Consider the following 20,464-nt stretch of genomic DNA (forward strand, 5'->3'; position numbering starts at 1 on the left):
GTCCTGCCCCCTGTCCGGGCCCTTGTCCTCGCCGTCGTCCTCGGTCTTCGGCTGCTCGACGGACGGCGGGTCCGGCACCGTGATCACGGTGCCCGTGTCGGACGGGTCCCCGCTCTCCGTGAGGTCCGGCGCGACGGAGTCCCGGTCGCTGTCGGAGCTGTCGTCGGGGGCCGTGTCCACCGGCGCCGGGATGTTGCCGGTGGAGGGCGCCGCCGCACGGGGCACCCCGGCGCCCGGCCAGCGCGGGGCGGTCGTGGCGAGCGTCGCGCGCGACGTGGGCAGGGCCGAGGGGCCGGCGGCCAGGACCGGCGCGGCCGCTCCGGGCAGGACGTTCCGCGCCCGGTCCTGCCGGTCGGCGGCGTCGTCGCGCCGCTTGAGCACGTCGTCGAGATCGGAGTCGATGTGGGTGAGCCGCTGCCGCGCCCGGTCGTGGGATTCCTGCCTGTCGTCCCGGACCAGGGCCGCATCGTCGGCCTTCCGGCGGGCTTCGCCCGCATCGGCGCGCAGGCCCTCGGCGATGGACCGAACACCGGGGAGCCGCGTTCCGGCCTCGTCCAGCGCCGACCCGTCGCGGGTCAGGGCGTCCTCGGCGTCCCGCAGGGACGCGGTGTCCCGCGTCAGCCGGCCGCGGAGGTCGCCGAGCGCGTCGGTCAGCCGCCCCGCCTCGGCCGTGGCCTCCTCGATCTGCCGGGCGAGCCGCGGGTCGACGGCGGGCGCGGGGACGGGGACGGTGGCGGTGTCCGCCGTGTCCGCCGTGTCCGCCGCGGTCGTCGTGTCCCCCGGGTCCGTGGACGCCCCGGTGTCCGGCCCCTCGGTGCCGAGCGAGCCGTGGGTGCCGTCCGAACCCTCCGTGCCGCCCGGTCCGTTCGTCGCCCGGTCCTGAAGTGCCGTGAGGTGCTGCCGTGCGGCCTCCAGTTCGCCGCCCAGCCGGGCCTCCTGGCGTCGGCCGTCGGCGATGGCCTCGGTGAGCGGAGGAATCGAGTCCCGGGTTTTCGCGACGGCCGAGGTCAGGGCGTCGATGCGGCCCGTCAGGTCGCGCAGGCGCTGCTCCGCCCCGTCGGCCGCCAGCTCGGCGTCGGTGGCCGCCCGGTCCGCCAGGTCGGCCGCGTCCCGCGCCGCGTTCAGCGCGTTCGTCTCCAGCGTCAGCGTGTCGGCCGCGTCCCGCCGCAGGTCCCGCAGGTCGCGTTCGTCGATGAGCGCCTGGTCGTGGTCGGACGCGGCCCGGTCGAACGAGGAGGCCACGTCCTCGAAGTCCGCCCACGCCCGGTCCAGCGCGGGATCGGCCGTGACGCCGTCCGTGCCCGTGCCGTCCGGCGCTGTGCCGTCCGTGCCCGTCGTCGTGGCAGGAGGGGGAACGAGCCGGCCGTCGGGGTCGAAGGACCAGACGCGCAGCCCCTCCGGGCCCCGCGTGACCAGCTCGACCGGGTGCCCGGTGCCCCGCGCCGCCCGGGAGGCGCCGTACAGCGCGAGCGCCAGCCGGGAGCCGTCCGGGTCGGTGCCGGTCGCCACCCAGAGCTGGTGGCCCCGCTCCGTGGGGTCCAGACCCGCGACGAGCGCAGCCGGGATCTCCCGCACCGGTACGGACGCCCACTGGTCGGCCGGGTACGACGTCTGCGAGCCCAGCAGCGCCGGCATGTCGTACACCTGGGGGACGGGCCGCGGCGGGGTGATCCCGTGGCCGAGCGCGTCGCGTTCCTCGATGCGGGCGGTGGCGGTGCCGGTGACATGCCGTACGCCCTCGGGCCCGGAGACCTCGATGTGCACGTCGGTGCGCACCTCGTAGCTGCGCGTGCCGCGGCCCCCGGCGGGCAGGCTGGTGCTGCCGGTCTTGAGCCAGTCACGGCGGACGCCGGACACGTTGCTGCCGAAGCCCGGTGCGTCGGGGGGCCGTTGCAGCACCGGCGGGGTGGCGCCGACCAGGTTGTGATCGGGATCGTCGGCGCTCAGCACGAACGGCAGCGACACCCCGGTGGTGGTGTCTCCGCCGGAGACCGAACCGCGGCTGTCCGCGTTGATCCGTACCCGGTCCACGGTCACGTCGCCGCCGTCGGTGACCGCCCTGGGCCGGTACAGCGACACCGTCAGGGTGGGACGGTCGCCCGGCGCTCCCTGCAGCGGGAACGCCCCCGGCATGGCCGGAAGCATCCCGCCGACCAGGCGCGGGTTGTCCAGGGACACCGAACCGGCCTGGATCATCTCGCCCAGCCGTACCGACGCGTTCTCCTCCGAGGCGGAGGCAGGCTGGGAACGCCAGCCGCTGCCCGTGGCCGGGGCCGCCTCGTCGAGGGCCGTGTACAGCTGGTCCCAGGCGTCGAAGCCGTACACCGGGACGCCGCCGGTGGGATGGAACAGCTCCTCCTCGCGGAACTGGGGCACGTCCCCCTGTGTGTGCCGGGGATCGGCCGAGGACACCGAGGGCGCCACCGGCGGCCGGGTGTCGACGCCGACGGGTGCCGCCGCCTCGCTGCCGGTGAAGCGCAGGCTCACATGGGCGGGCACCCGGGCCCGGCCGCCGAGGGCACCGGTGAGGGTGCGGCCGATCCAGCTCCGGGTCGACGCGTCGGTGTCCTCCCACGCGAGCATGCCGCGCTGGACCAGCGCGCCCAGCACGTTGGGCGGCCAGTCCGTGACCATGGAGGTGCGCACCGTGGCGACGAACTCGTAGTCCAGGCCGTCGAAGTCGGCCGCGCTGTCGGTGCGCAGCCAGAACCGGTCCTCCGCGGTGTGACCGCGCTTGCCGACCTTGCTGGTGGAGGACACCACGTGGACCGAGGGGCCGGCCCGGTCGGTGCGCTCGTCCTGGTGGGGCCGGGAGAAACGGGCCATCGGATTGAACGTGTACCGGTGCTGCCGGCTCACCGAGTCCGAGGTGGAGGTGCCGGCCGCCGTGTGCGAACCCCACTGCTCCATACCGGTCTTGTCGCTCTTCACCGCGGTGCCCCGCGCCGCGCGCCGCTGGGCGTCGGTGGACGTCGGACGCGCCGACAGCGTCACCTCGACCAGGGCCGCCCCGCCGAACCGGTGGTGCCGGAAGACGAACCGGGTCTGCCCGTCGCCGCGCCCGATCAGCGCCCGCCTGCCGGACACGCCGGTGTGGTCGGCGAGCAGGGTGGCCACGCCGGGCAGGTAGGAGGCGTGGCCCGGAGTGGTGATGCCGGGCGCGTAACGCTCCACCAACGTCCGCACCTCGTCGTGCAGCCGCCCGCGCTGCGGCACGGGCGTCGGCTGCGGACCGAGCTCGGTGACCGCGGTGACCGAGGCCAGGCCGAGCTGGCCGTCCCTGATGTACCGGCTGGGCAGCGGCGGGTGCTCGGCGGCGGCGGGCGCCTCCTGCGGGGGCAGCCCCTCCACGCCCGCCATCCACTGCCGCTCGCGCCGCAGCTGACTGTCGGACATCAGGAACTGCAGCCCGCGCGGCACGTCCACGGCGACCGTGGCCTCCCCGGAGGGGCCGAGACCGAAGGCGTTGGCGAAGACGTTGCGGTTCCCGGAGCGGAAGGTGACCAGATGGGTGACGTCCGCCGTGACCCGGTGCTGGCCACCCGCCTCGGTGGGCACCCGGTTGGTGACGGTCGTGGAGGTGAGCGTCTGGGACTTGTCGGTCTTGCGCTCGTACTGGTAGCGCCCGGAGGGGCTGAAGCGGGACGGCCGGTCCGCGTCGGAGCCCGTGGGCTGCGCGGTCGAGGAGCCACCGTCCGCACCCGGGCTCGGACTGGTGAAATACTCCCCGCCGTCCGGCCCGGGGGCGGTACTCGGCAGGTTGTTCTGGGTGAACGTGCCGCTCAGACCGAACTGGTGGCCCTTGCTCAGCCCCTTGGACTGCTGCGCCGAGTCGCTCGACGAGACGCCGGTCTCCAGGTACTGGTTGATGCTGTGCGTCAGCCGGGGCGTGTGCGCGATCGACTGGACCTCCACGGAGAACTGCCCGTCGGAGCCGAGCCCCGGCAGCGTCAGCCCCTCCACGACGTAGGTTCCGCCGAACATCTGCGGCCCGCGGGCGACCAGTGACGTGGGGGAGAGGGCCGTCGTACGGGACTCGGCCGCCACGGTGGTGGTGTCGGTGGGCGCGCTGCCCGTCAGTGAGGTGGTGACGAAGTTGCTGAACCGGCCGAAGAACCGGGAGACCACCTGGGGCACCCACCCCGCTGCGGGAGTCGGAGCAGGCGCCGGAACCGGGGCGGTGCCGTCGGTGGCCGACGCGGGGGCGGACGTGGGCGTGGAAGTGGATGCGGGCGTGGGCGCGGTGGCCGGGGCGCCACCGGTGACGAACCGCTGGAAGGCGTCCTGGAAGGCCGCCGAACCGCGCGCCACGTCGATCAGGGCGTCGTCCGGAACGCGCACCACGTCCCGCCGCGGCACACCGTGCTCGTCCACCATGCCCAGCCGGTCCCGGTCCAGCTGCGTGACCGGACGCACCGTGAACGGCTCGCCCGCCGGGGTGGGAGCCGGGGCGTCCAGGGTCCGCCCGTGCGGCACGGCCAGCCGGACGGTGCCCTGCACCCCGTGCCACTCGGGGTCGGGCCCCATCTCCAGGTCGTCGGGGGCGTGCGGCACGGGCTCCGGGGCACCGAACCTGACCACCGGCTCGGTGCCGGGACCCTGGAACAGGTCGAGCGTCAGATGGGCCGGCACCTCGAACACCTCGGTGTCCTGGTCGCCGGTGCTGATGAAGAACTGGTCGTGGCCGACCGTGGTGAGGGTGGTGTTGCCCAGCGAGGCATGCCCCGCGTACTGGTAGTCGCCGCTGCCGCCCGCCGTCCAGGTCCGCCCGAGGACGGGGAAGGACGGGCCGCCGCCGAAGCCGCCGGCCGCGCCGTAGCTGGTGCCGAGCTGCCCGTTGCCGCCGGCCGCGGACTGCGCCACGCCCATCACCTGGATGCCGGGCAGCACCCTCGTGTGCCGGACCGGCCGGCCCGGGTCACGAGTGGCGCCCAGTACGAGCCGCACCCGGCGCCGCCCCGTCACCGAGGGGACCTCCAGGAACAGCGGGTGGCCGCCGTCCACCATGGCGTCGCTCGCCGCCCGCAGCCCGAGCTGGGAGCGCAGTTCCCGCAGCCGCCGCAGGTTGTTCAACTGCGCCTGCACCAGCGTCTCGTCGGGCAGGATCCCGCGGCGGGGGGCGTCGGACGGGGGCGGCAGGAAACCCTCGTTCCGCAGCCAGGTCTCCGCCTCGTCGAACAGCGGGTCCGCGTGGTTCACGCCGAGCGGCGCGACCGTCTGGCCGATCGACTCCAGCGAGGCCAGCTCGTGCGGCAGATGACGGACCTCCCCCTTGCCCTCGTCCGGTACGCGCCCCACCGCGTCGACGCGGCTGAGCATCCGCAGATCGAGGCCGTGCTCCCAGGTGCCCGGGGCGTAGACGCTCGTACTGCCGTCGGGCCGGATCAGCGTGAGGGTGTACGTGACGTCCGACTCGGTCAGCAGATGGCTGCGGTTGGTGCGCACGGCGTGCATGCCGGCCGCGAGCGAGCTGGTGCCGAACGCGTTCTGCGCCCCGAGCTGGGCACTGCCCTTCCCGGCGACGAACCCGCCCATGCTGATGGTGGCGTCCGGGTGGCCGTGCCGCGTGTCGCCGGTGAAGGCCGGGCCGACGCTTCCGGTGAAGGTGACCCCGCTGTTGAACGCGGTCTTCTGCTCGTTCCTCACCATGCTGACGAGATGGCTCTCGAGGTTGATCTTCGCGTTGATGCTCTTGGCGACCGGAGTGACCGGCGTGACGACCGCGTCGAGCCGCATCATTCCCACGGCCCGGCCGCGCTCGTCGGTGAGCACCGGCGAGTACAGCCCGCCGTCGCGCTGCATGGGCAGCGTGCCGCGCAGGACCGGCTCGGACAGGAAGTCGGCGAGCTGGGAAGCGGCGGTGGCGTCCAGCTCCGGGCCGAAGAACCGTGCCGCGCCCTCGTACAGCCGACGGGGGTGCAGCACCGAGTCGACGCCGTAGATCGGCAGGTCGTCCAGGTGCGCGGGCTCGGGAAGCACCTGCCCCGCGGGGTCGTTGTGCGCGTCCACCAGGTGCTGCGGGAACCATACGGTGAGCGGACCGTGTTGCTCCGCCTCGCCCCAGTCGCCCGCCGGGGCCACGGGCGGCGCCACCACCGGGTCGGTGCCCGGGGCGGTGTCCGGGGTGGAATCCGAACCGGGAGCAGAAACGGCATCCGGGGCGGGCGGCGGCGCGTCCACCCGCACCTGCCAGTCACCGGTGAAGTCGTAGGCCCGCGACGGCTCGTTGCTGCGCTGCGCGCTGGTGGTCTGCACGATCTGGGTGACGGTGGTGGAGCCGTCCGCCTGGTTGTGGGTCAGCGTCGCGCCCAGCGACAGGTCGATCGAACGGACCGGACCCGCGCGCTCGATCGGCACCGCGCCGGACCACGGCACCGGAAGGGTCGAGAACGTGCCGGACGGCTGCGTCGAGACGATCTCCCGGGTGCCCTGTCCGCGCCGCTCCACATGCTTGTCGGGGTCACTGGGGTTCAGGGTGCCCTGCCGCGCCGAGGGCCGCATGGCGTCGAGCGCCAGCCGCACGTCGACGGTCCGGTCGGCACCGTCGACGCGCAGGGTGATCCGGTGGCCGCCGCCGCTGCGCAGGTACGGCAGATGCCGCGCCATCTCCCGCGCCGACAGCACGTCCTGGAGCTGGGCCAGCACGGGGTCGCCGTCGGCCGGGGTCGGCCTGCCCAGCGCGGCGAGCACCTGGCGGTGCACGCCGTCGACCACCTCGGGCGAGATCGGCTCCACGTACACCAGACCCACCTGGCCGTCGTGACGCCGCCCGTACTCGCCGAGGTAGGACCGGCGCGGCCCGCGGTCCGGCCGCGGAACGGGCGTGGTGTCGCCCTCGGGGGACGTGACCGTGAGCGTCGGCACGGGCGGCGGGGCGGTCTCGCCCTCGGGCGGTGGGACGGTCTCGCCTTCGGGCGGCGGTGGGGCGACGCCGTCGTCCGACGGGGCGGGGGCGCCGTCCGAGGCATCCGGAGCCGCGGTGAGGCCGCCACCGGACGTGCCGACGACCGGAACCTGCGTCGGGGACGCGGTGCCGAACGCGTCGGGCAGGCCGGAGTTGGTCGGCGGCGGAGCGGCCGGTGCCGCCGCCGGGGGCCCCGGTGCGAGCCAGAAGCCGGGGGACGTGGCGACGAAGTCGGAGACGGCCGTGGTGCCGGGGGTGCCGAAGACGCCGGTCAGTGAATAGGACCCCGCGTTCGCGAACCGACCCATCTCGACGGTGCCCCTGGGCGCCCACACGGTCCGCCCGGTGGCGAGGGCGACGGCGAACCGCAGCGGCAGGGACGCGTCGAGCCGCGGCATACCGGACGGCGGCGTGTGGGGGGACGGTGCCGTGGTGCCGCCGGAGCGGGAGACGGCCAGCACGACCTGCGTGTCGCGGAGGTCCCGGGAGGAGAGTTCCGGGTCCAGGGCGAGGAGTTCGGCAACCTCCGCGTACGGCACGGCGACCTGTCGCCCGCCGGGGAGCGCGATCGAGACGCGACCCGGTCCGGCGTCCTGGGCGGACACGACGTAGGCCTGGTTGCCCCGGCCGGTCCAGGGCGCCGTGTCCGGGCCGGTGAGGCGGTAGGTACCGTCGGGCTGCAGGGTCAGGGTGGACAGGCTGGAGGGGTCCACGCGCGCGCCCGGTGGCAGCGTCGGCATCGCCCAGTTGCGGCCGCCCGGCAGGCCCGAAGCGTCCTGGAGCAGTGACTGGGGGGCGAGGGCGCCCTGTCGCACCAGGTGGTAGGCGCCCAGTTGGACGGGGTCGTACGGGTTGCGTCCGGCGGCGATCGCCCCGGTGGCCAGCTCGATCAGCTGGTCGCGTGCGGAGGGGTCGGGCGCCGGCAGGTGCAGTGCCGCGGCAGCGGTGGCACCCACGTCGGGCAGCGAGCGGACCCAGTCGATCGCCCCGACGTACGCCCAGTACAGCTGACTCATCTCCGCCGGGCCCACCGCGGTCGAGGGGTGCAGCCCCAGCACCCGTACGGCGAGGGCCGACGGGTTCTGGAGCCTGTGCAGCTGCTCCGCGGCCGTGACGGCGGACGGCATGTCGACGAAGGTGGTGAGGGGGGTGTTCGGCGGTGCGGTGGCCGCCCGGGTCAGGAGCCCGCGGTAGGTGTCGGCGTCGAGGGTGAGGGTGCCGTCGCCGTGGTCGCGTCGGTCCGCCAGGGCCGCGCGCGCGAACAGGTCCAGGGTGAACGGGGTGAGGTCCCTGAGGTGGGGGTCGTTGTGCCGCATCGCCTCCAGGGCGCCGATGCCGCGCAGCAGGTCGTGGTAGGCGGGGTCCTGGCCGATGCCGGGACCGAAGGTGTGGCGCAGGGCGCGCACCAGACGCAGGGTCCGGTCGAGAGCCTCGCCGGGTACGGGGTCGGGACCGGTGTGCAGGCCGGCGGTGCGGGCCAGGTCCGCCAGCTCCGTGTCACTGGGCTCGGGCCAGAACTCCAGGACCCGCCCGGCCCCTCCTCGCGCGTCGTCGTACACGGAGAACCGGACGGCACCCGTACCAGGCTCGGGGATGTAGGCGTTGATGCGATCGGTCGCTCGGACGCGCTTGCGGGTGCCGTTGGCCACCACCTGCGCGGGGGGCGTCTCGGTGAGCGGATCACGGGCCGGAGGGAGGACCGCACCGAGGTTGGCATGCGGGTTCGCGTCGAGGCTGTAGGAGCCGCCGGACCAGCAGGCGTCGAGGTAGATCCAGTCCTGGTCGCGCAGCCGGCGCACACTCGGCCGCCGCTTGAGCCAGCCGGTCATCTCCTTGTCCGAAGCCCGGTAGACGGTGCCGTCGTCCTGTGGCACCGCGAAGGCGTGCGGGAGGCCGTGCAGGGCGACGTGGTGGACCCGCTCGCCCGGCTTGGCGCCCACCGGCATCGGCATCGCCTGTGTTGCCAGCCCGATACCGGGGTGGAAGCGCGTATACGAGTTCACCTCGTGCAGACGGCGGTACGTCTGCTCCCGATGGACGAAGTCGGCCGCGTTGAACAGACCCCGTCCGAGCTGCCGGGCGTTGTCCCCGTCCGCGACGAGGGTGTAACTGACCATCCTGCGTTCCCACTCGGGCACGTCCGTGCCGTTGTGCGCGGTGGTGTCCGCCGGGACTTCGCCGGGGTGGCTGAGGATCCAGTCGCCGCGGGGGACGCCGGACCGTTCCTCGAGGAAGACCCGCACCGTGCCGTCGGTCGCGGTCTGCCGGTTCGGCGTGCCGCTGGTGGACCACACCTGCCGGTTGGTCCGGTCGGCCAGGGCGCGGGGCAGGTCCAGCTGCCGCCCCCCGGCCTGCGGGACGAACAGCACGATCGGTACGTCCGGCGGCAAGGCGGTCAGCGTCGGGTCCAGGGCAAGCAGTTCGACGAACACGTCCGCCGGCACGTTCGTACGGGCGCCGTCGATCGTGGTGACGGCGACGGCGTGCGGGCTGCCGCCCGTCATGATCACGTACGGACGCGGCCGGCCCGGGCCGGGGCGCCACGGTGCCGGACGCGGATCGGTCGTCTGCTGCTCCCAGGACGGCTGCCCGTTGTCCCGCCAGACGGTGTCCACGTCCAGGTCGAGTTGGCGGTCGCTGCCCAGGCTGCTGCCCCAGTCACGTCCGTACGGGGTGCCGTCGGGGCTGGTGAGCGCCAGCCACTTGGACATCGCCCCGCGCGCGGCCAGCCCGGAGGCGGCGAGCGTGGCGAGGCCGGGGGCCTGGGCCATGGCCGGGTCGAGGGCGATGCGGAACAGCGCGTCGTACTGGTCGGTGCCGACCGGCGCGGCCGGGTTCAGGACCAGTACCCGGCGGGTGACGGCGTCCAGGTCCAGTGGGCCCTGGCGCAGTGCGGGGTCGCGGTCGGTGGTCCGCAGGGTGTCCAGCCGTTCCACGGCCCGGCGCAGGTCCTGGTACCGCGGGTGCCGGGTGATACCGGCACCGAACGCCCGGACCAGATGCTCCTGGTACGAGTCCGGCGACGGCGGCCGGGGCTGCGACGAGCCGGCGTCCGTGGCACCCGGGTCCGTCGTGGGTGACGCGCCTGGTGACGGTGCGTTGGTCAGTGGGGCGGAACCGGGCACGGACGCACCGACGTACGGTGTCGGCGGTTCGGGCGTCGCGGGGAGCGGGCGCGGGCCGTCCGTGAGGTCGCCGTCCCGTCGCCCGGGATACGGATCGGTCAACGTCTCGACCTCCGCCCCGGTCGGCACGGCGGGGGAGGTGGACGGGGCGTTGAACGGCACCGGCCCGGCGGAGTTGGTGGCGGGCGGAACGGCCGCCGCGGCCGGCGCGGACGCCGGGGACGGCTTCGGGGCGGCGGAGACCGGCGGGGTGCGGACCCAGTCGGTGCCCGGGGTGGCGCCGGTGGCGGGAACACCGGTCAGCGAGAAGGGGCCGGTGGTCCCGGGGCGGGCGAACTCGGTCGTGCCCCTGGGCGCCCACACGGTCCGCCCGGTGGAGCGGGCCACGGCGAAGCGCAGGGACGGGGGAGTGGGGGGCTGCGGCGGGTTCGACGGAGGTGCGCCGTTGCCGGACTGGGAGACGGCCAGGACGATCTGCGTGTGGGACAGGTCCTGGGAGGCGAGTTCCGGATCGTGGGCGAGGAGCGCGGCGACCTCCGCGTGCGGCACGGCGAGGTGCCGTCCGCCGGACAGCGCGATCCACGTGCGGCCCGTTCCCGTGTCCCTGGCCCGGACGACGTAACCCTGCTTGTTCCGGGTGGTCCAGGGCGCGGTCTGCCGGCCGGTGCTCTGGTACGTGCCGTCGGGCCGCTGGGCCACGGCGGACACGGTGGAGAGATCCACGTGTTCACCCGGCGGCAGCGCGGCCCCCCAGTTGCGGCCGTTGGGCTGTCCCGCGGCGTCACGCGTGAGCGACTGCGGGTCGAAGGCGCCCAGATGCTCCAGGTGGAAGGCGGCGAGCTGGTGCGGGGCGCGCGGATCGCGCCCGGCGGCGATCGCGCTGGCGGCCAGCCAGCCCAGCTGTTCACGCTTGGTGGGGTCGGGGGCCGGCAGGTGCAGCGCCGCCGCGGCGGTGGCACCCACGTCGGACACCGTGCCGAGCCATTCGAACGCCTTCACGTTGGCCCAGTACAGCCGGGAGACCTCCGCCGGGCCGACCGTGGCGGCGGGGTCCAGCCGCAGGATCCGCACCGCGGTGTCCGACAGGTTCGGCATGGCCCCCATCTGCCGGGCGAGCACGGCGAGCCCCGGTATCCGCACGAAGTCGGAGAGCCGGGTGCCCGCGGGCGCGCCGGCCGCCCGCGCGAGCAGGGCCCGGTAGGTGTCGGCGTCCACGGCGGGGTTGCCGTCGCCGTGGTCGCGCCGGTCGGCGAAGGCCGCCCGCCGGAACAGGTCCAGGGTGAACGGAGTGACGCCCCCGAGGTGGGTGTCGTTGTGCCGCATCGTCTCCAGGGCGCCGATGCCCCGCAGCAGGTCGTGGTAGGCGGGGTCCTGGCCGATGCCGGCGCCCAGGGTCTGCCGCAGGGCGCGCACCAGGCGCAGGGTCCGGTCGAGGGTCTCGCCGGGCACGGGGTCGGGACCGGTGTGCAGGCCGGCGGTGCGGGCCAGGTCGGCCAGCTCCGTGTCGTGCGGCTCGGGCCAGAACTCCAGGACCTGCCCGGGACGCCGCTGCACGTCGGTGGGTATGACCAGGCGCACGTCCGGCGGGGTGCCCACGTAGCCGACGGGGCGGTCGCTCGCCCGTACCCGCTTGCGGAGGCCGTTGGAGACGATCTGTGCGAGGGGTATCTCGGCGAGCGGGTCGGCGTCCGGGGAGAGGAAGGCGCCGGTGTTGGTGTACGCGGTGCTGCCGGGGGTGCTGCCGGTCCAGCAGGCGTCGAGGTAGATCCAGTCCTGGTCGCGCAGGCGGCGCACGCTCGGCCGTCGTTTGAGCCACCCCGTGAGCTCCTGGCCGGGGACGTCGTGGGTGGTGCCGTCCTCCAGCGGCGCGACGACGTGACGCGGACTGCCGTGCATGGCGAGGTAGTAGACCCGTTCGCCGGGCTTGGCGCCCACCGTCAGCGGGACCGTCCCCAGGGTCAGCGGAGCGCCGGGGTGCTGGTGCTCGACGCGGGTCACCCGGTGCACATTGCGGTACCGCGGCTCCCGCAGCCCGGCGAACTCGCCCGGGTGGAACGCGGCCCGCCCGAGCTGCTGGGCGTTGTCCTCCTCCGCGACGAGGGTGTAACTGACCAGCTTGCGCTCCCACTCGGGCACGTCCGAAGTCTGGGACTGTGCCGCCTGCTGGGAGGCGTCCCCCAGCACCTCGCCGGGACTGCTGAGGATCCAGTCACCGCGCGGGACCCCGGGCCGCTCGAAAAGGAAGATCCTTCGGCTGCCGTCCGACTGGCCCTCCTGGGCGGGATGACCGCTGGTGGACCATACCTGCCGGCCGAGCCGGTCGGCGACGGCGCGGGGCAGGTCCAGTTGCCGGCCTCCGGCGTGCGGGACCATCAGCACGACCGGCACGTCCTGCGGCAGGCCGGACAACGCCGGGTCCATGGCGAGGAGTTCGGTGAACACGTCCACCGGCACGTGGGTGCGGGCCCCGTCGCTCGTCATGACGGCGACGGCATGCGGGCTGCCGCCGGCCGCGATCACGAACGGCCGCGGCCGGCCGGCGGCCGGACGCCACGGTGCCGGACGAGGACCGGTCGTCTGCGGCTGCGTGATCGGCCGGCCGGTGTGGTCCCAGACATTGTCCAGGTCCAGGTTCAGCCCGTGACTGGTCCCCGGACCGTCGAGCCACTCGCGTCCGTACGGGGTGTCGTCGGGGGCGGTGATCGCGAACGACCGGGACAGCGCGCCGCGCGCGACGAACCCGGAGGCGGCGAGCGTGGCGAGGCCGGGGGCCTGGGCCACGGCCGGGTCGAGGGCGATGCGGAACAGCGCGTCGTACTGATCGGTGCCGACCGGCGCGGCCGGGTCCAGCACCAGTACCCGGCGGGTGACGGCGTCCAGGTCCAGCGGGCCCTGGCGCAGTGCGGGGTCGCGGTCGGCGGTCCGCAGGGTGTCCAGCCGTTCCACGGCCCGGCGCAGGTCCTGGTACCGCGGGTCCTGGGTGATACCGGCACCGAACGCCCGGACCAGATGCTCCTGGTACGAGTCCGGCGACGGCGACGGCGACGGGTCGATGTTCGTGTCCGACGGATCGGCACCGCCGGTCGTGGCGACCGGGGACGCAGGCGTGTTGAACAGCGAGGCGGTGTCGACGGACGCGTCGAGGCCGGCCTCGGCCCGCGCGATACGGAGGCTGCTGTCCACCAGGGCGTTGAAGTCCGCGAAGGCGTCCAGGGATTCGTCGGTCACGCCGCTGGTGGTGCTGACCGGTGTGGTGCGCAGGGCACGGTTCACCATGGCGTGGAAGTCGCCCAGGCCGGTGAGGGAGTCGTCGGGCAGGCCGGTCGGCGGACCGGTGAGACGGGGTGTGACGACGGGGAGTTCGCCGATGATCCTGTCGATGCGGCGCAGGTTGCGGTCCCGCACACCGCCCTGCGCCAGGCCGCCGGCGGCCAGGGTGGGGCGCCCCTCGGCTGCCTCCCGCTCGTAGGTCTCCCGCTCGGCCGGGTCGACCGGGAGGTTGTAGCGGCCCATGATGCTGCCGGGGACGTCGATGCCCTCGACCGGGCCGATGCCCTCGCCGGTGTCCGTACCGGTGCCCTCGGCGGAGGGCCTGTCGGAGTATTCGTCGGGCAGGCCGAGTTGGTGGCCGAACTCGTGCGCGCCGACGAATGAGCCCGCGACGAGGTCGGCCGGCAGCCGGTGGTGCGAGGGCCGCACGCCGGGCGCCGGTGCGTACACGTCGGCCAGCCAGTCCACGTCGGGGTCGCCGTGGGGCACCCGCACCGGGGTGACGTGCAGGACGTCACCGTTGGGGAGCCGGTGGCCGGGCGCGTTGTAGACGCTCTCGATGTCGGCGGACAACTGCGTCCACACGTCGGCGAGCTGCTGGGAGGTGAGCGGGTCACGGGTGGTGAACGCGGTGCGCACCTCGACGTCGGTGTAGGTGACGCCGTCGTGCTGGAACCGCCGCACCCGGAAGGACCCGGACACCGTGGTGGGCTCGAGCGCGCCGTCGAGGCTCGGTGTCTGCCGGTTGACGCTCGACCAGCCGTGCCGGCGCACCACAGGATCGCCCGCGGCCGCGCGCGCCCGCCACCAGTCCTGGCCGCCGCGCCGCAGCCCGCCCGTCGCGACCGGACCGGCGACACCCTCGGGCACCCCCATCGGCGGCGGCCCCCCGTCGAACTCCCCGTCCGGGCCGGCCGGACCGGACGCCGCCGTACGCGGCGTCACCACCGGGCCGGTGCCGTCCGCGCCCGTGCCCGGCACGTCCCCGGGAGCCGACGGATCCCCGCCCGTGGCCGTTCCCATGTACGAGTTGACCATGTTGTGCAGCGCCCACCGCAGGCCGTCCCAGGAACCCTCCGGATAGCCGTAGCCCGCGTTGTACGGCCTGGCGAACTCCTGCAGATAGGGCAGTGTCAGCGGTCCGGTACCGCCCTGGGCGATGCGCTGGGTGTCGAGGGACCCGATGGCCTGCATGGTCAGGTCGAAACCCGGGGTGGCCGGCCCGAAGTCCGCTCCGTAGACCTCCCGTCCCGCCCGCAGCCAGGTCAGCAGCTGCCGGGGCCGCGGCACCTGCGTGAACATGCCGCCGATCCGCTGTCCTATCTCCGTCAGCTCGAACTCGTCGGGCTCGGGGTAGGCGTAGGCCCATTGGGCGTCGACGGGACGAGTGGCGTCCTCCGTCACCACGACGAACCGCGCCGGACGGCCGTCCGCGGCGGGCCGGATGACGATGGTGCGGTTCACCGCCGCGACGATCCTGTTCAGGGTGTTCGCCATGTGCTGAATGCCGCGGGGGTGGTTGAGGGGATCGTCGGTTCCCGGCGGGTATCCGGCGACCTCGCACGCCTCGGCGAGGACGATGTCCTGCGGGCGCACCGCCTGGAAACTGCCGCGGCGTCCGAAGAAGCCGGCGACCTCGGCCAGTGGCGCGTGGGTGATGTCGTCGTCCACCAGCGGTACTTCACCGGCCACGGGGGTGCCGTGGAAGTTCATGACGTAGGCCGGATCGAACGGCAGCGGACGCACGGCCGCCGACTCCCGCACGATGCGGTAGGTGCGGTTCGGCCCCGGCTCCACCTCGCCGTAGGTGAAGTGCCTGATCTGGGCACCTATGTTTCCGTGGGCTCTCCTGACCCCGTCGTCGGGCCCGAGCATGCTGCGCCCGTACGTACGCTGCCCGTCGGCATGCACCATCGTCGCCGAGGCGATGTCACTGTCGTCGAATTGTTCGCCGTAGATGTCGGTCACCGTGCCCGGGACCGCGCCGGCGCGCTGGTCCGGAGCGTTGGGGACCCAGACCACGGCCGTGTCGTGCACGCGCAGGCGCGGCGTGCCGCCCCGTGCCCGCCCCTGCCAGTCGATCACGCCGTTGGTGGACCAGGTGCGCACACGCAGGAGATCGGCGACGCGTGCGGGACCCTCCAGCGTCTGCGACCCGGCCTGGGACACGGCGATCACCAGATCACCGTGGTGCCGCCAGGAAGGATCGTGGCGCAGGAGCTCGGCGAACTCGTCCCAGCTGTTGGCGACGAGTATGTTCCCGTCCCGGTCGGCCACGTACGGCCCCTCGGGGCCGCCGTCCGCCGAGACGATCCACGGCCGCTGCTGCGGCCAGGGCGCGGCCGCACTGTTCGTGGTGCCGTCGGGGCGTACCACCTCGTACCGGTCGAGCCGCGGCCGGCCCGCGGTGCCCGTCCAGTCGCGGCCCGCCCGCCGCCCTCCGCTGTCGCGCACCAGCCACCGGTCGTCCAGCGCTCCACGCTGGTCCAGGTGGAACGCGCCGATCGCGGCCAGACTGTCCGCCCGGCCCGCCTGGTCCGCCGCCGCGACCAGTCCGTACAGCCTGTCGACGGGCACCGGGGCCGAACCGAACTGTGTGCTGTCATGCAGCAACTGCTGCGCCAGAGTGCGCAGATCGGGCTCCTGGCCGGCCAGCGTCCTCAACAGCCCGTGGGCGTACGTCGCCGTCTCCTCGGAGACGCCGTCGTACCTCGCGTCCTCGTCCGTTCCGTCGACGTCACCGGGGGCCATGGGGTCGCCCCCGAGCGTGAGGGGCCTGCCCGTGCCGGGCACCTGCGTGGTGGACGCCGGTACCGGATTCGGATCGCCCGACGTGGTCGGAACCGGCTGCGGACCCTCGGTGGTGGTCGTCACCCCGGGGCCGCCGCCGCGGACCCGGACGGGCAGGCCCATCCCGTGCCGGAGCTGATCGGCGCGGGCGACCGCGGCGGGCCGTCCGGCGCCGTTCACGAGGAGGTCGGCGACCTCGCGTACCGCGTCCCGGAACGGGCCCGTGGTGTAGCGCGAGTCGGCGCGTACGGGGTGCAGTTCCAGCGGCAGGACGAGGCCGGTGGCCGTGTCCCACGCCTGCCGGGCGGCCCGGGGATCCGTGCCGGGCGGCACGAGGCCGGTGAAGTCGTCGTAGGAGTCCTGCCAGAGGCGCCGGGAGGTGTCGGCGGCCACGTCGTCCAGGGCATTCGGCCACGGCCCCGGCCGGTTCATCAGCACCTTCACCTGATCGACGGGGTTCAGTCCGGTGTCGGCCAGTGACACCTCCCCGTCGCCCAGCGTGAACTGTGTGCGCAGGGTGGGGTCGACGGTCACGCCCGCCGCGGTCAGGTCCCGCAGGGTGACCGGCGTGTGCGGGTCCAGTCCGGTCGGCAGCCCGTCCGGGAGGTCGTCGACGGTGACCTGGGACGAGATCCACTGGCGCTGGTCGTCGTCGCGCCGGACGACGGGGGCGGGGTGCGGGGAGGCGACCGGGTCGTGGGGGTCGATGCCGAGGTCCCGCAGCCGGTCCTCGCTGTCGCTCAGGTGCTGCTCGGCCCGGTCCACCCGCTGGTTCGCCGCGTCGAGGGCGTCGAGGTCCCGGCTGCCGCCCTCGCCGCTGTCGATCCGCGCCCGGATGCGCTCGACGTCGCCGGTCGCGTGCGTGAGCTCTTGTACGGCGTCGGTGCGCCGGTCCCACGCGTGGGTGACGTCGAGGTCGGTGACATCGGTGTTGATGTCGCCGCTCGTGGTGTTCGTGGTGTCCGTCGTGTCCGTGCCGTTGGCGGGGCGGTCGTCCGCGTCGGTGCCCGGTGCCGTCTCCGGTCCCTTGCCCTTGCCCTGCGGGTCCTGCGGGGCACCGCCGGTGGCGGCTGTCGGAGCGCCGCGACCGGTCGTCGCGACGGGTGCGGGTGCGGGCGCGGGCGTGGCGTCGCCGGGGGAGCCGGTGTCGCCGCCCGCGGTACGGGTCGGGTCCCCCTGGGTGCTGCCGCTCGGGTCACTCGTGACGTCGGTGCCGGGGCCGTGGGCACCGGAGGTGGTGTTCACGTCGGGCACGTCGGGCACGTCGGACACATCTGATGTGTCCGACGTGTCGGACGTGTCGTCGAGGTCGGGGGTGCCGTCCGTGCCGGTGGAGTCGGACGTGCCGTCCGTGCCCGGCGCTGTGCCGTCGGTGCGCACCGGGGCGGGCGGGCGCGCGCTGCCGCCGGGAGCGGACGAGGGCGAGGACGACGGCGATGTGGACGGCGCACCGGACGTCTGGCCGCCCGTCCCTGTCCCCGTTCCTGTCCCCGTCCCCGTCCCCGTGCCGTTGGTGTTCGAGGCGTTGCCGGGAGCCGGTGCGGGGGAGCCGGTGGGCGAGGGCACGTGCGGCAGCGGTGTGCCGGTCGTGGGCAGGGGGGTGCCCGTGGTGTCCCCCGGGCCCGCGGCACCCTTCGCGTGGTCGGTGTCCGGCGCTCCGGCGTGCGTGACGGTGTCGTCGTCGCCGAACAGACTCTCGGTGTCGGTATCGCTGTCGCCGCCGGGGTGACCGTCGAAGATGCTGTCGAGGTCGGTCTCGGCGTCGCTGTCGTCGAACAGGCTGTCGCTGTCGTTGTCGTCGAACAGGCCGCTGTGGTCCTCGGCCTCGCCCGGCCCCTGCGACGTCGACGAGCCCGGCCGGACCCCGTTCGGGGTCCCCGCTCCGCCCTTGGGTACGCCGTTCCCCGCCGACGGAGCTTCGCCACCGGCGTGCTGCTGTCCGTTCCCGGCGTGCTGCTGTCCCTTCCCGTTGGCGTGGTGCGGCGTCGGTGGGGCGACCGTGCCGAGGTGAGCGCCGTCCAGGTGCCCTCCGCCCGGCTCGATCCCGCCCAGATCCATGTCGTCGAGGCCGGCGTCGGCCGGGCCCTTGCCGTCGATCCCGGTTTCGTCGAGATCCGGGCGGTCGGACCCCGCGGAACCGGGGCCCGGACGGCCCTGACCGCCTCCGCCCGGCGAGGAGGAGGTGGTGTTCGGCACCGTGAGGGACGGGCCGGGGCCCGGGGACGGGGCGTTCCCGCCGGCACCGGGGCTGTCGGAGGAGTCGTGGGAGGACGAGGAGGTGTCATCGTCCTGGGAGCCGGGAACCTCGTCGGCTCCGACGGTGTTGACGTTCGGCGGCGTGTGGATGTTGAACTTGCCGCCGAGCGCGGACGCGCCCTGGCCCAGGTGGCGCTCGCTGACCGAGCTGAGGCCGCCGCCGAGGAAGGTGTTCAGTCCGTCGGTCGGGAAATGGAAGATGGCCGCCGTGGCCAGTTCGCCCAGCGCCTCGGCGCCGCCCTCGGCGAGGAAGTGATGGGCGTCCTCGCCCAGTTCGTGCTTGAACCGGTCGATCGGACTCATCTTCACGATCGGCGTCGGCTTCGGCGTGGGTGTGGGCGTGGGATTGGGCCTGGGCAGGGGAGTGGGGTTCGGACGCGGCTTCGGTTCCGGCACCGGGTTCGGTACCGGATTCGGTCCGGCGTGCGGGCCGGGGTTGGGGTTGGGGCGGGGGTTCGGCTTGGGGTTCGGCGTCGGGTTGTTGAACTTGTTGTCGAACTTGTTGTTGAACTTGTTGCCGTTGCCGCTGATGTCCTTGAACAGGCCGCTGTTGGTGAGGTTCTTGAAGTTCTTCTTCAGGCCCTTGAGGATGTCGTTGAGGAATCCGTGGAACAGACCGGTGAACGCGCCGAAGACGCCGTCCTGGACGATCTGGTTCCAGTCGAAGCCGTCCGGCCTGCGTCCGGGCGGTGCGCTCTTCATCATCGCCAGGCGCACGGCGAAGGTCTGGAAGGCCTCCTCGAACATCTCGGAGATGCTCGGCAGGACGTGGGTGCGCTTGAACAGCGCGTCCATCACGGTGAGGATGGCGACCCGGCTGCGCGCCTTGGCCACGGCGGCCTGGCTGGAGGCGGTGCCGCCGGTGAAGATCGACAGCGCCATGATGATCATGAGCTCGATGAGCAGCCGGACCAGCTCGGCGATGATCTGCCACTTGGACTCCATGATGTCCATGGAGGACTTCGTGCGGGACTTCTCCAGGTCGTCGAGCTGCTTGGCGAAATCCTGGAGGTAGTTGACGCCGCCGTCGTCGAGGAACATGTGCATCGCGCGCACATAGTTGTTCCCGACCCTCGGGGGCAGGGCCCGGCCCACACCCCCGGCGGTCGCCCCGATCACGTCCGACAGGTCCCGCATACGCCGGCTCAGCCGTCCGTACGGTTTGCCGTTGGCGAAGGCCTTGTCCTCGTCCCCCTGCAGCAGGCGCTCGCCGATCAGCACGAACAGCAGATTGTTCAGCTGCGGGGAGACCTTGATGCTCATCGGACGAGGACCGCGCCGTCAGTGCTTGCCGCTGTGCGCGCCGTCGTTGTTGCCGTTGCCCTTGTTGATGCCGGAGTCGTGGATGGAGTCGAGCACACCCCGCTGGGTGCCCAGGACGTTCTTGGTGTTCGCGAGCGTGCCGTCGCCGACGGCCACCAGCGCGTTCACCAGCTCCGTGCAGGTCGCGATGGCACCCTCGCGTCCTTCCCGCTCCTTGGGAATCGTCTGCTTGGCGTAGCTGTCGTCCTTGCCGGGCCAGTCGGAGGTGGCCGACACATCGGCGATGAACTCGTTGAGCATCTCATTGGCCATCTGGCTGATCAGCTCGATCTGCCGGGTTCCGGCCACCAGAACGCTGGGATTGGCGAAGTACGCGTTTTCCGACATCGTTGCCTCAGTCCTCCGGGTCCTCGCTGATCTCGTCGCGGAGCCGACCGGAACCGCGACGCCTGTCACCCTTCGGGCCCTCCAGTACACCGGGCCCGAAGATCTTGTTCCAGTCCACGTCGAAGCCGCTGAGCTCCGATGCCTCGGGGTTCGGTTGGGTGAACGGTTCGAACGTCGCCATGACCTTCCGCGCCATTCGGGCACGCGCCTCCTGAACCGCCTCGAGCACACTGGCCGCCAGCTGACCTGCGGGCATAGTACGGTACTTGCCGTCCAGAAAGGTCACCGACGTCAGATCACCCTGGGCGGTGACCGTCACCTCGACCGCGCGATCGGCGGAGCGCACCGTGGCCTCCGCGTGCGCGAGTTGACCCTCGGCCTGCGCCACCGCGGCCTCCGTGGCCTCCAGTTCGGCCATCGCCTTGGCCAGCCGCTGCTCGATCGACTCACTGTCCATCGCGCACCCTCC

At 73.6% G+C, this 20,464-nt stretch carries 3 protein-coding genes (1 of these 3 cut by a window edge); all 3 read right to left on the reverse strand.

The genetic code is table 11. The features are described 5' to 3' along the window. Tightly spaced (at most 18 nt apart), the 3 genes in view from QFZ64_RS31890 to QFZ64_RS31900 form a layout consistent with a single transcriptional unit that may run on beyond the window. On the reverse strand, positions 1-19,608 hold the 5' portion of the coding sequence (locus QFZ64_RS31890) for a lonely Cys domain-containing protein (protein WP_307070940.1). 17,850 nt of this gene lie to the left of the window's left edge; the window shows 19,608 of its 37,458 coding nt (coding positions 1-19,608); the start codon lies at positions 19,606-19,608; its stop codon lies beyond the left edge, outside the window. Between the two features lie 18 nt (positions 19,609-19,626). Further along, positions 19,627-19,995, reverse strand: a complete 369-nt coding sequence (locus QFZ64_RS31895; RefSeq protein WP_307070941.1) for a hypothetical protein — start codon at positions 19,993-19,995, stop codon at positions 19,627-19,629. A gap of 7 nt (positions 19,996-20,002) precedes the next feature. After that, positions 20,003-20,452: a YbaB/EbfC family nucleoid-associated protein gene (locus tag QFZ64_RS31900; RefSeq protein WP_307070942.1), complete on the reverse strand. Its 450-nt coding sequence runs from the start codon at positions 20,450-20,452 to the stop codon at positions 20,003-20,005. Between the last annotated feature and the right edge of the window lie 12 nt (positions 20,453-20,464).

Origin of the sequence: Streptomyces sp. B3I8 (assembly GCF_030816915.1) — a bacterium.
In the GTDB taxonomy this organism is placed as follows: domain Bacteria; phylum Actinomycetota; class Actinomycetes; order Streptomycetales; family Streptomycetaceae; genus Streptomyces.

Bases quoted from the DNA above. Each gene is read 5' to 3' on its own strand.
- QFZ64_RS31895 (WP_307070941.1), bottom strand. From the start codon at position 19,995: ATGTCGGAAAACGCGTACTTCGCCAATCCCAGCGTTCTGGTGGCCGGA.
- QFZ64_RS31900 (WP_307070942.1), bottom strand. From the start codon at position 20,452: ATGGACAGTGAGTCGATCGAGCAGCGGCTGGCCAAGGCGATGGCCGAA.